This window comes from Pseudomonas orientalis, assembly GCF_022807995.1.
GTDB lineage: Bacteria > Pseudomonadota > Gammaproteobacteria > Pseudomonadales > Pseudomonadaceae > Aquipseudomonas > Aquipseudomonas orientalis_B.
In genome coordinates this window covers 4,801,082-4,813,945 of record NZ_CP094351.1, presented here as the reverse complement: position 1 = coordinate 4,813,945, position 12,864 = coordinate 4,801,082, and the positions used below count along the sequence as shown (strand labels likewise).

Annotated in this window: 9 protein-coding genes and 1 pseudogene; 8 read left to right on the top strand and 2 right to left on the bottom strand. The window is 62.9% G+C overall.

Annotated elements, in window-relative coordinates:
• Positions 1–41 precede the first annotated feature (41 nt).
• The 7 genes and pseudogenes from MRY17_RS21470 to MRY17_RS21440 all read left to right on the top strand — a co-directional run bounded on the left by MRY17_RS21470 (position 42) and on the right by MRY17_RS21440 (position 9,220).
• On the top strand, positions 42–497 hold the full coding sequence (locus MRY17_RS21470; RefSeq protein ID WP_181282367.1) for a flavodoxin: 456 nt from the start codon (positions 42–44) through the stop codon (positions 495–497).
• Positions 498–695: 198 nt separating this feature from the next.
• A pseudogene (locus MRY17_RS21465) lies at positions 696–797 on the top strand (class II aldolase); the annotation flags it as partial.
• Between the two features lie 17 nt (positions 798–814).
• A complete protein-coding gene (locus MRY17_RS21460; RefSeq protein WP_181282366.1) occupies positions 815–1,717 on the top strand; it encodes an alpha/beta fold hydrolase in 903 nt (300 codons plus the stop codon).
• Positions 1,718–1,846: 129 nt separating this feature from the next.
• Positions 1,847–2,758 (top strand): SDR family oxidoreductase, encoded by a 912-nt coding sequence (locus MRY17_RS21455; protein WP_181282365.1) that lies wholly within the window; start codon positions 1,847–1,849, stop codon positions 2,756–2,758.
• Positions 2,759–3,241: 483 nt separating this feature from the next.
• A complete protein-coding gene (locus MRY17_RS21450; RefSeq protein ID WP_181282364.1) occupies positions 3,242–5,032 on the top strand; it encodes a DUF1302 domain-containing protein in 1,791 nt (596 codons plus the stop codon).
• Positions 5,033–5,058: 26 nt separating this feature from the next.
• Complete coding sequence (locus MRY17_RS21445) at positions 5,059–6,417, top strand: DUF1329 domain-containing protein (protein ID WP_181282363.1); 1,359 nt, start codon at positions 5,059–5,061, stop codon at positions 6,415–6,417.
• A 301-nt stretch (positions 6,418–6,718) separates the two neighbouring features.
• A complete protein-coding gene (locus tag MRY17_RS21440) occupies positions 6,719–9,220 on the top strand; it encodes a LuxR C-terminal-related transcriptional regulator (protein ID WP_243352820.1) in 2,502 nt (833 codons plus the stop codon).
• On the opposite strand, the gene MRY17_RS21435 is transcribed toward MRY17_RS21440, so the two are convergent.
• The gene (locus MRY17_RS21435) at positions 9,217–10,092 is read right to left on the bottom strand and encodes a helix-turn-helix domain-containing protein (RefSeq protein ID WP_243352819.1); all 876 of its coding nucleotides are present in this window, start codon (positions 10,090–10,092) and stop codon (positions 9,217–9,219) included. The genes MRY17_RS21440 and MRY17_RS21435 overlap by 4 nt on opposite strands.
• A 136-nt stretch (positions 10,093–10,228) precedes the next feature.
• Between MRY17_RS21435 and MRY17_RS21430 the strand changes: the two genes are divergently transcribed.
• Entirely contained in the window at positions 10,229–11,131 is a 903-nt protein-coding gene (locus MRY17_RS21430) for a DMT family transporter (RefSeq protein WP_181282360.1), read from the top strand.
• A gap of 110 nt (positions 11,132–11,241) precedes the next feature.
• On the opposite strand, the gene norR is transcribed toward MRY17_RS21430, so the two are convergent.
• The gene (gene norR / locus MRY17_RS21425) at positions 11,242–12,786 is read right to left on the bottom strand and encodes a nitric oxide reductase transcriptional regulator NorR (protein WP_243352818.1); all 1,545 of its coding nucleotides are present in this window, start codon (positions 12,784–12,786) and stop codon (positions 11,242–11,244) included.
• Positions 12,787–12,864: the final 78 nt, after the last annotated feature.

The window sequence follows — 12,864 nt, the reverse complement described above, 5'->3', positions numbered from 1 at the left end:
GCTAATATCCTACGCTTTCGTTCAATGACAGGATCAGATTGATGAAAGTCGCCATCCTTTCCGGCTCGGTCTACGGCACGGCTGAAGAAGTTGCCCGCCACGCCCGGGACATCCTCAACGCAGCGGGTTTTGAGGCCTGGCACAACCCGCGCGCCACGCTGGCGGACGTTCAGGCATTCGCCCCCCAGGCGTTCCTGGCGGTCACATCGACCACCGGCATGGGCGAGTTGCCCGACAACCTGCAGCCACTGTATTCAAGTATTCGCGACCAACTCCCCGCCGCCTGGCGTGGCCTGCCCGGTGCGGTCATTGGCCTGGGTGACGCCAGCTACGGCGATACCTTCTGCGGCGGTGGCGAGCAAATGCGTGAAGTGTTCGCTGAGTTGGGCCTGCGCGAAGTGCTGCCGATGCTGCGCCTGGACGCCAGCGAAAGCGTGACCCCGGAGAGCGACGCCGAGCCGTGGCTGGCCGAGTTTGTGACTGCCCTGCAACAGTAGCAAGTGGGCGCGTCGTCTGGGGCGCACGGTCCGGCGTGCTTTTATTGACGGCGCTTCCCTGACACCGATTTGTACTATTCTCCTGGCTGACTCGCTCAGTCATCAAGCTGGCTGCGAAGGCAACTTCGCAAGCCAGGGCGTCTGACTAGACTGGCCCATCACTTAAAAAACAATAAGTGCGCCAAGGAGGTCAATAGCGTGAGCCTAGCCCCGGTTTTATTGCCACAGCATGTCAAAGACCAGGTCAGTGCGGCCCAATGGCAGACGCGTATCGATCTGGCGGGCTGCTATCGCCCTGTGCCCAGGTATAAAAGCTGATGCCACTTGCCGAAATACCGCTCAGCGTCTGGCGCAAGCGCGGCCAGGACTTCGTCTTTCGCAGCCACTCCATTCGTTATTGGGTGGCCGGGCAGGGCGAGCCGCTGCTGCTGATTCATGGCTTTCCCACGGCCAGTTGGGACTGGCATTACCTGTGGCAACCCCTGGCCCAGCACCACCAGGTGATTGCCTGCGACATGCTCGGCTTTGGCGACTCGGCCAAACCGCTGGATCACGGTTACTGCCTGCTGGAGCAGGCGGACCTGCAGCAGGCGCTGCTCGAGCACCTGCGGGTGACAAAACCGGTGCACGTGTTCGCCCATGACTATGGCGACAGCGTGGCCCAGGAACTCCTGGCCCGGCATCACGAGGGTAAATTTCAGATGGCCAGTTGTGTGTTTCTCAACGGTGGGTTGTTCCCGGAAACCCATCGCGCGACCTTGGTGCAGAAATTATTGCTCAGTCCCCTGGGCTGGATGATTGGCCGAGCTTGCGGACGAAGCAGCGTGGCCAGCAGTTTCAACCAGATTTTTGGTCCCCGCACGCGCCCCAGCGAAAGTGCCCTGGATGATTTCTGGAGCCTGATTGAGCGCAATGATGGCCCGCGCATCCTGCACAAACTGATCAGCTATATCCCTCAGCGTCGGCGCCTGCGTGATCGCTGGGTGGCGGCGATGCAGCGCGACGACGTGCCATTGCGCGTCATCGACGGTGAGGTCGACCCCATTTCCGGGGCTCATATGGTGGAGCGCTACCACCAGCTCGTGCCGCATGCCGATACGGTATTGCTGGCCGGCATCGGCCATTACCCGCAGATCGAGGCGCCGGTCCAGGTGCTCACGCATTACCAGGCGTTTCGTGAGCGGATTGGCCAGCGGTCGTCGCGTGCGGCCTGTTCCTGAGTCTGGCGGTACGCAAGGCATCATCCCGCTGCCTTATCGGGCACCATTCAGCGTCGGCTGTATTTATTGTGACCCCAGGCGCTGTGCATGACACTCTGGCCATTGCCATTGTCGCCAGAGGAGTTCGGTATGAGTCAGTCAGTGCAGCTGCAGGATAAGGTCGTGATCGTCACCGGTGCCGGCGGCGGATTGGGCCGGGCCCATGCGCTGCTGTTCGCCCGGCACGGGGCCAAGGTACTGGTCAATGACCTCGGTGGTTCGACCCAGGGCGAAGGCGCCAACGCCTCGGCGGCCGACCGGGTAGTGGCCGAAATCCGCGAAGCCGGCGGCACTGCCGAAGCCAACCATGATTCCGTCACCGACGGCGACAAAATCGTGCAGAACGCGCTGGATGCATTCGGCCGTATCGACGTGGTGGTGAACAACGCCGGCATCCTGCGCGACAAGACCTTCCACAAAATGGACGACAGCGATTGGGACCTGGTTTACCGGGTGCATGTCGAAGGCGCCTACAAAGTCACGCGCGCCGCCTGGCCGTATCTGCGCGAGCAGGGTTATGGCCGGGTGATCTTCACCGCGTCCACCTCCGGCATCTACGGCAACTTCGGCCAGTCCAACTACGGCATGGCCAAGCTCGGCCTGTATGGCTTGACCCGAACCCTGGCGCTGGAAGGACGCAAGAACAACATCCTGGTCAACGCGATCGCCCCCACCGGCGGCACACGCATGACCGAAGGGCTGATCCCGCCGCAGGTGTTCGAGCGCCTCAAGCCGGAACTGGTCAGCCCGTTGGTGGTGTACCTGGGCAGCGAAGCCTGCCAGGAAACCTCGGGCCTGTTCGAGGTGGGCGGCGGCTGGATCGGCAAGACCCGTTGGGAGCGCAGCCTGGGCGTGGGTTTCGATCCCGAAGCGGGCTTTTCGCCGGATGACGTGGCGGCACATTGGCAGCAAATATGCGACTTTGAAGGCGCCGCGCACCCCAAGGACAATATCGAGGCATTGAAGGAGATGATGGCCAACTTGCAGAAATTCAGCCTCTGATCCTTGCCATAAAAATAGTGAATCCCACGGGGCGTCGATGACGCCCCGTTTTTATTCGAGGCATAAAAAAGGCCGCTGCACAGGCAGCGGCCGAAGTAAGACGTTGGATCAAGGAGCGATAAATCAACGTCAGTGAACGCGGTTAACAGACTGAAAATATTCACAATCCGTTGAATTCAAGCTTTTCTCCCCAACTCGGGAGCGGGCTGTTTGCCCTGAGAGCGAGGTAAGAATAATCGGTTGTAACAGAATGAGTAATAGCGGTTCAGGACAAGGACTGTTACCAAAACGACAATAATTGCCGCGCCGCCATCGATTCTTCTGATAAGCCACCATCCATCCAATCCATGACCCGTGCTCGAGCCTTGGGCAGCGCGGCTTGTCATCCTTTCGAGCGACAACACAAATACCTCCTTGGTGCGCTTATCGCTCCTCATGGGCAGCAGTAGGGTGGGGCCTTCTGTCACTCACCGGGGAAGACGCATGACAAAAACAACAATGCGCGCCATCTTCACGCCACAGGCGCTGGCCGCTGCGGTTGCCGTGGGCTGCTGTGCCCAGGCACAGGCTGTTTCGTTCAACATTGGCGAGATCGAAGGGCAATTCGATTCCTCGCTGTCGGTCGGTGCGAGCTGGGGCACGCGGGATGCCGACAGAAGCCTGGTCGGCACCGTCAATGGCGGCACGGGCCAGGCGTCCACCGGGGATGACGGGCGGCTGAACTTCAAGAAGGGCGAAACCTTCTCCAAGATCTTCAAGGGCCTGCACGACCTTGAGCTGAAATACGGCGACACCGGTGTGTTCGTGCGTGGCAAGTATTGGTACGACTTCGAGCTCAAGGACGAAGACCGCGAGTTCAAGCCGATCAGTGACCACAACCGCAAGGAAGGCGCCAAGTCCAGCGGTGCGCAGATCCTTGATGCGTTCGTCTACCACAACTATTCCCTGGGCGACCTGCCCGGTACCGTGCGCGCCGGCAAGCAGGTGGTCAGTTGGGGCGAAAGTACCTTCATCGGCAACTCCATCAACAGCATCAACCCGATCGACGTGTCGGCGTTCCGTCGACCGGGGGCCGAGATCAAGGAAGGCTTGATCCCGGTGAATATGCTGTTCGCCTCCCAGAGCCTGACCAATCAGTTGACCGTGGAAGGTTTCTACCAGTTGGAATGGGACCAGACCGTGCTGGACAACTGCGGCACCTTCTTCGGTGGCGACGTGGCGGCGGACGGCTGTACCGATAACTACACGGTGGGCAATCCGGCTATCCGGCCACTGCAGCCGGTGGCGGCCGCCTTTGGCCAAGGGTTTGGCGTGACCAATGAAGGCGTGATCGTGCGGCGTGCCGGTGACCGCGATGCGCGCGACTCCGGCCAGTTCGGCGCCGCCCTGCGCTGGCTGGGCGATGACACTGAATATGGCGTGTACTTCATGAACTACCACAGCCGCACACCGACCGTCGGCACCCTGACGGCCAACACCAACCTGGCCACCCTCGGGCGCATTATTAACACCGCCAACGCCATTGCGCCGGGTTCCGGCGCCGGTCTGGCTCAAAGCACGATGCTCGGCCGTGGCCAGTACTACCTCGATTACCCCGAGGACATCCGTCTGTTCGGCGCCAGCTTCTCCACCACCTTGCCCACCGGCACGGCGTGGACCGGCGAAATCAGCTATCGACCCAATGCGCCGGTGCAACTGAATACCACCGACCTGACCCTGGCCTTGATCAACCCGATCGCCGGCCAACTGGCCTCACCCATCCGCAGCAATTTCGGCGATGACAACAAAGGCTACCGGCGCAAGGAAATCACCCAGATCCAAAGCACCATGACCCAGTTCTTCGACCAGGTGCTGGGCGCCGAGCGCCTGACCCTGGTGGGCGAAGCGGCCGTGGTGCACGTCGCCGGCCTGGAAGACAAAACCAGGTTGCGTTATGGCCGCGACTCGGTGTACGGCGCCTATGGTTTCCAGGGCGACACCGACGGTTTCGTCACCTCCACCTCCTGGGGCTACCGTGCGCGGGCGATCCTCGATTACAACAACGCGATTGCCGGGGTGAACCTCAAGCCCAACCTGTCCTGGTCCCATGACGTGGCCGGCTACGGTCCCAACGGGATTTTCAACAAAGGCGCCAAGGCCATCAGCGTCGGCGTGGACGCGGACTACCGCAGCACCTACACCGCCAGCCTCAGCTACACCGACTTCTTTGGCGGCGACTACAACACCCTGACCGACCGCGACTTCCTCGCCCTCAGCTTCGGCGTGAACTTCTGATTTGGCTAAAAGAAGGACAAGAACTTATGCGTAAGACAATTGCAGTGCTGGCCCTGAGTCTGTTGGCCGCCCACGTGATGGCCGCGGTATCGCCGGAAGAGGCCGCCAAGCTTGGCACCACACTCACCCCGGTCGGCGCCGAAAAAGCCGGCAACGCCGATGGCTCGATCCCGGCCTGGACCGGCGGTATCCCGAAAAACGCTGGCGCGGTGGACAGCAAGGGCTTTCTCGCCGACCCGTTCGCCGGTGAAAAACCGCTGTTCGTGATCACCGCCGCCACCGTCGACAAGTACAAGGACAAGCTCTCCGACGGCCAGGTGGCGATGTTCAAGCGCTACCCCGAGACCTACAAGATCCCGGTGTACCCGAGCCACCGTACGGTCAACCTGCCGGCGGATATCTACGAGTCGATCAAGCGCAGCGCACTGAACGTCAAGGCGATCAACGACGGCAACGGCCTGGAGAACTTCACCGGTAACCGTTACTACGCATTCCCGATCCCGAAAAATGGCGTGGAGGTGTTGTGGAACCACATCACCCGCTACCACGGCGGCAACCTGCGCCGCATCATCACCCAGGCCACGCCCCAGACCAACGGCAGCTACACGCCGATCCGCTTTGAAGAAGAAGTCGCGGTACCCCAGGCCATCCCCGATGTCGACCCGGCCAAGGCGGCCAACGTGCTGAGTTATTTCAAGCAGTCGGTCACAGCGCCGGCGCGGCTGGCCGGCAACGTGCTGCTGGTGCACGAAACCCTCGACCAGGTGAAGGAACCGCGCCTGGCCTGGATCTACAACGCCGGCCAGCGCCGTGTGCGGCGGGCGCCGCAGGTGTCGTATGACGGTCCGGGCACCGCCTCCGACGGCCTGCGCACCACCGACAACTTCGACATGTTCTCCGGCGCGCCCGACCGCTATGACTGGAAGCTGGTGGGCAAGAAGGAACTGTACATCCCTTACAACAGCTACAAGCTCGATTCGCCCACCCTCAAGTACGACGACATCATCAAGGCCGGGCATATCAACCAGGACCTGACGCGCTATGAGCTGCATCGCGTCTGGGAAGTGATCGGCACCGTCAAGCCGAGCGAGCGGCACATCTACGCCAAGCGCCACATGTACATCGACGAAGACAGCTGGCAGGTCGCCCTGGTGGACCACTACGACGGTCGCGGCCAACTGTGGCGCGTCGCCGAAGGCCATGCGCAGTTCTATTACGACCACCAGGTGCCGGCCTACACCGTGGAAACCCTGTACGACCTGATCGCCGGGCGCTACCTCGCGCTGGGCATGAAGAACGAGGAGAAGAGCAGCTTCGTGTTCGGCTTTGCGGCCAAGGCAGCGGATTACACCCCGGCGGCGCTCAGGTCGGAGGGCGTGCGCTGATCCTCGACTCAAATGTAATCAATCTGTGGGGGGGAGCAAGCCCTGATTAAGCGCAGATACCCTGTGGGAGGGGCGGTGCGACGATTCGACTTGCCCCCGATTGCGGTGGGTCAACCAACATCAATGTTGGCTGGGCCGACGTCTTCGGGGGCAAGTCGAATCGTCGCACCGCCCCTCCCACATTGGTCTGCATACATATCGGGTTTTGTGCATGGTCCTTAATCACCCCGCTGAATACTTCTTCAACAACCGCCCACGACAGGTCTAGGGTTGCATCACAATAAAAAAGCAGGATGCAGCAATGACCGCCCTGACACGCTGCCTGGACCGTCCTGGATTCATGCCTCGGCTGTCCGCTCACCATATGCTGCGCCCACGTCTGGCCGCCCCTTTGCTCGCGGCGCCAGCGCGTGTGAAGTTGTTGTGCGCGCCGGGCGGCAGCGGCAAGAGTGCGCTGCTTGCCGAGTGTGCACTTCAGGCCCCGCCTGGATGCCAGGTGTATTGGCTGGCGCTCAATGGCGGCGTGGCATGTCCTGTCGATTTCTCCCGGCGCCTGGCGCACAGCCTTGGCCTGCCTTATAGCGATGAAGCAACGTTATTGCTGGACTTGGGGCGTTGGCAGCACCCGGCGTGGCTGTGCCTGGATGATTTCTGCCGCATGCCTGCTCCCGAGCTGGACGCTTTGCTGGACCGCTTGCTCGCCGCCAGCAGCCCGGCGCTGACCTGGTGGCTGGGCGCGCGGCGCCGGCCATCGTGCAATTGGCCGCGGCTGTTGCTCGATGACGAATTGCTGGAATGCGGCAGCACTGAACTGGCCTTCAACGCTACGGAAATCCAGGCGCTGCTCGGCCCCGGACAGAACGTCGAGAGCGTCATGCAATTCAGCGCCGGGTGGTGTGCCGGTGTGCGTATTGCGCTGCTCAATGACGGCCATCCTGAGAAAACCGTGCTCGATTATCTGCAACACGAAGTGTTCAACAGCTTGCCGGCGGAGCTGGCCGACGCCTGGCGGGTGCTGGCCAACCTGCCGCGCTTCAACACGGGGCTGTGTGAACACCTGTTCGGCGCTGGTGACGGGGCTCAGTACCTGCGCGAGCTTCAAGCGCTCGGGGCGTTTATCCATCCCTGGGAAGGCAACACCGATTGGCTGCAGATATTTGCACCTTTGGCGCGCTTGCTGCGCGACGAACCCTGGCCGGGCAAGCGCGCCTGGCACCGGCGCGCTTGCCAGTGGTTCAGCGCCGAGCAGGACTGGCAGGCTGCCTTCGAGCAGGCGCTGCTGGCGCAGGAGTACGAAGCGGCGGTGAGCCTGTTGCAGCACTTCAGTTTCGAAGACTTGTTTCGCGGGCAAAATGCCGTGTTGCTGTTGCGCCTGCATGAGCAGCATGGTGATGAATTGATGCTGGGCTCAGCACAATTGGTCGGGCTGGTCACGGCCGCACTGCTGTTTGCCGGACGCTTCGAGCAGGCGGCGGTGTGCATCGACCAGATGGCTCGATTCGCGCCGCGACCCACGGCGGCGGCGCAGTGTCATCTGGTGGCGCGCTGGCAGGCGCAAGCCGGCTGGCTGCTGCACCTGAGCGGCGATGCCGAGGGTTCCCGCGTGCATTTTCTGGAGGCGCTGCAAGCCTTGCCCGAAAGTGCCTGGACATCGCGCCTGATGTGCCTGTCGGGCCTGACCCAGCAAGCCCTGCTGCGCGGTGAACTGGACGTCGCCCAGACCCTGAACCGTGAAGCGCTGTGCCTGGCCCGCGCCCACGGTTCGCTGGTACTGGAGGCGTTGCTGGAGCTGGATCACGCCCAATTGCTGGAACAGCGCGGCGCGCCTTACCGGGCGCAAAGCCTGTTGGAAGGTGTGCAGGCGATGCTGGTCGAGCAGCGCTTGCAGGCAGGGCCACTGATGGGGCGTATCGCCCTGCGACGCGGGCATCTGGCGTTGCGTCAAGGGCAGGACGCGTTGGCGGGCGACTGTTTCGAGGCCGGTATGAACATCTGCCTGCACAGCCAGGACAAGCGGGTGCTCTACGGATTTCTCGGGCTGGCGTTGCTGGCGGCCAATCGCGGTGATTACGCCCAGGCGTTTATCCAGCTGCGCGAGGCCGAGCGGCTGATGCAGCAACGCCACGTCCCCGTGCTGGTGTACCGCGCGGTGCTGTTGTTGGTCAGCGGGCATTTCTGGCTGCAGCAGGGGCGCGCGGAATTGACGATGGAAGCGGTGCGCCGCGTGCTGCGTCACTTTCAGGGGCCCTGCGCCAAGCAGGCGCCGCCGGCTACGCTGGAATTGATCCCGCGTCTTGAGTACCTGCTGGTGCTGGCCGAGGTCAGGCTGGGCTGCGCCGAACATCCGCTTGAGCGGCTCGGCGCGTTGCTCGACAGAACCCGTCAACGCGGCATGCTGTGCCTGGAAACCGAACTGCACTTGGTGCTGGGCGAGGTGGCCTGGCGCCTGGGAGAGCCGGCCCGGGCGCGACTGGCCTTGCAGGCCGGCCTGGCATTGGCGGCGCGTTGCCAGGTACAGCAGGCGGTTCGCGAATTGCGTCTACGCGCACCGGGGTTATTGAGTGAGCTGGGGCTCGAACCGCAAGCGTCGCCCGTCGGCGTCACGCAAAACCCGCTGAGCCAGCGCGAACTGGAAGTATTGCAGTTGATCGCCCTGGGCAATTCCAACCTGGAAATTGCCGACCGCCTGTATATCTCCCTGCACACCGTCAAGACCCATGCGCGGCGTATCCACAGCAAACTCGGGGTGGAGCGGCGCACCCAGGCAGTGGCCAAGGCCAAGACGCTGGGCTTGATGGGCTAGGCGCGAAAGGCCTGGCGATAATCCCCGGGCGCCGCCCCCATGGCCTGGCGAAAGCGCTGGTTGAAATGACTGGCGCTGGAGAAGCCGCACCTCAAGGCGATCTCCCCCACGGCCAGGGCGCTGCCGCGCAGCAGGCTCTGCGCGCGAGCCAGCCGGCGCGCCAGCAGGTACTGGTGGGGCGGCAGGCCGAAGCTTTGGCGGAACATACGTGCGAAATGGTACTCCGACAATGCGCACAGACCGGCCAGTTGGCCGAGGCTGATGGCGTCCTGCAGGTGCTGGTCGATGTACTCCACCAACCGCCGTCGCTGGTGCGCGGCCAGCCCACCTTTGACCCGCAGCCCCTCGCGGACGCCGACCTGGCTGAGCAGGGTGTGACTGAGCATTTCATGGGCCAGGCTGCTGGTCAGCAGGCGCTCGCCGGGCTCGTGCCAGTTGAGGGCGATCAACTGGTGAAAGCGCCCGGCCAGGCGGGCGTCTTCGAGGAAGGTGCCTTCGCGCAATTGCAGTTCACGGGGTTCGCGGTCGAGCAGGGTGACGCAGCCGAGGGCAAATTGTTCGGGGCTGAAATACACATGGGCCAGGCGAATCTGGCCATTGATCACCCACGCCGATTGATGCTCGGCCGGCAGGATGCACAGTTTGTCGGGACCGCCCTTGATGCCCGGCTGGTCACGGCGAAAGGTGCCGGTGCCGCCGCCGATGTAGCACGACAAGGTGTGGTGGCTGGGCGCCTGGTAATCCTGGGCGTCGTGGTGATTGCTCCAGAGCGCCGCAGACAAGCCGTCACCGAGCTCGGCGCAGGCGTGCAGGCGTGCGTTGGGGGAGCGGTTGAGGGCTTGAAAGACTTGCAGGGATTGAAGTGCTGGCATGCTGTGTTCTCCGACGTTTGGCATCCTACCCCGCCGTCATGGCGCTGTGATCCCCGCTTCCGACAAAAGCGCAAGAATGTGCAAGAGAACGGCACGCGGTAACAGCGACACTGGGGCTCACTTATCGGAGCCCACCATGAACCTTTCCCTGTATTTACTCACGGTGCTGATCTGGGGCACCACCTGGATTGCGCTCAAATGGCAGTTGGGCGTGGTGGCGATTCCCGTATCGATCGTTTATCGCTTCGGCCTGGCGGCGCTGGTGCTGTTTGTGCTGTTGCTGCTCAGTCGCCGGCTGCAAGTGATGAACCGGCGCGGGCATCTGATCTGCCTGGCCCAGGGCCTGTGCCTGTTTTGCGTCAACTTCATGTGTTTTCTCACCGCCAGCCAGTGGATCCCCAGCGGGCTGGTGGCGGTGGTGTTTTCCACGGCGACCTTGTGGAATGCGCTGAATGCCCGGGTGTTTTTCGGTCAGCGGGTCGCCCGCAATGTGGTGATGGGCGGTGCGCTTGGATTGCTGGGCCTGGGGTTCATGTTCTGGCCGGAAGTGGTCGGGCATACCGCCAGCCCGCAGACCTTGCTCGGCCTTGCCTTGGCGCTGCTGGGAACCCTGTGTTTCTCGGCGGGCAATATGCTGTCGAGCCTGCAACAGAAAGCCGGGCTCAAGCCGTTGACCACCAACGCCTGGGGCATGGCCTATGGCGCGGCGATGCTGGCGGCCTATTGCGCAGTGCGCGGTATTGCGTTCGAGATGGAGTGGAGCGCACGGTATATCGGCGCGCTGTGGTACCTGGTGATCCCGGGGTCGGTCATCGGGTTTACCGCATACCTCACCCTGGTCGGCCGCATGGGACCGGAGAAGGCGGCGTACTGCACGGTCTTGTTCCCGGTGGTGGCGTTGAACGTATCGGCATTTGCCGAGGGCTATCAGTGGACGGCCCCGGCGCTGGTGGGGTTGGTGCTGGTCATGCTGGGCAATGTGCTGGTGTTTCGCAAACCCCGGCCTGCCACCCCGATTTTCAATGCAAAGCAGGTCTAAGGTGGGAGGGGGCTTGCCCCCGATAGCGGCCTTGCAGTTGACACATGCATTGACTGACACACTGCTATCGGGGGCAAGCCCCCTCCCACATTGGATACCAGGTGACCTGCCTATTTCAGTCCAAGGCGCCTGGCCATGCGGCCGAGGTTGGCGCGGTCCAGGCCCAGTTCGCGGGCGGCGCCGGCCCAGTTGTGTTGATGGCGTTCCAGGCAGGCGCTGATGACCTGGCGCTGGAAGTGCTCGGTGGCCTGGCGCAGGTCGCCGGTGACTTCGGGGGCGGTGGCGAGCGGTGCGTCGACGGCCGCTGCGCCGACATTCGGCAGGTCCAGGTCCGCGGCGCTCAGGCTGAGAATCTTCGGCCGCTCGCGGCAGTGGCCCAAGGCTTTGAGCGCGCTGCGTCCGATCAAGTGTTCCAACTCGCGCACATTGCCCGGCCAGTCGTAGGCCAGCAGTGCGGCCTGGGCATCGCTGGTCAGGCGCAGACTGCCCAGGCCCATGCGTGAGCGGTTGTGCTCCAGAAAGAACCCGGCCAGCAGCAGCACATCGCGCCCGCGTTCACGTAGCGCAGGCACTTTCAGCGGGTAGACGCTCAAGCGGTGGTAGAAGTCGGCGCGGTAGCGGCCAGTGCGCACTTCCTCAGCCAGGTCACGATTGGTGGCGGCAATCAGGCGCACATTCACCTGATGCTCCTTGTCCGAACCCAGGCGCTGCAACTGGCCGCTCTGCAGTACGCGCAGCAGTTTGGCCTGCACGGTCAGCGACAGCTCGCCCACTTCATCCAGGAACAAGGTGCCGCCATTGGCCAACTCGAATTTGCCCCGGCGTTCATTCAGCGCGCCGGTGAAGGCGCCGCGCACATGACCGAACAGCTCGCTTTCCACCAGCGTCTCGGGCAGCGCAGCGCAGTTGAGGCTGATCAGCGGTTTGTCGGCCCGCGCCGAAGCGGCGTGGATCGCCTGGGCCACCAGCTCCTTGCCGACCCCGGTTTCACCGGTGATCAGCACGGTCAGGTCACTGCCGCCCACCAGTTTGATCTCGTCCACCAGATGCTTGTGTGCTTTGCTCTGGCCGATCATTTCCTTGTGCTGCTGGCCGCTGGCCTGACGGTAGATCTCGGCACGCTGGTGCTCGTCTTCGGCGCGCAACGCCAGGCGTTCAATGCGCTCGGCGACGTTGACGGTGGCGGCGGCAAGGCTGGCAAAGGCTTGCAGGGCGTCGAGTTCGACCCGTTCAAAGCGCTCGATGTCGAGGGCATCCAGGGTCAGCAGGCCCCAGGGCCGGTCGTCGATAAACAACGGGCAGCCCATGCAGTCGTGTACTTCCAGGTGTCCATGCAGGCCGTCCACCAGACCGTCGTAAGGGTCGGGCAATGGGCTGTCGCTGTCGAAGCGGGTAGGGCCGGGGTTGCTCAGCAACACCTCAAAGCGCGGGTGTTCGCTGATTTTGAAGCGTCGGCCCAAGGTATCGGCGCTCAGCCCATCCACGGCCAGCGGCACCAGCCATTCGCCATCCAGGCGCAGCAGTGCGGCGGCGTCGCACGGCAGCAGGGCGCGCATGGCGTGCAGCAGCCGTCGATAGCGCTCGCCTTCGGGCAGTTCCCGTGACAGGTCGGCGACCAAAGGCAGCAGAGTGGTGAGCAGCGGTTGTGCAGTCATAGTGACTCCTTGTAGTCCTTATGACTATAAGCTGTCAGAGGTCATACTGACTACAGTGATTCTAACCTTCTGAAAATA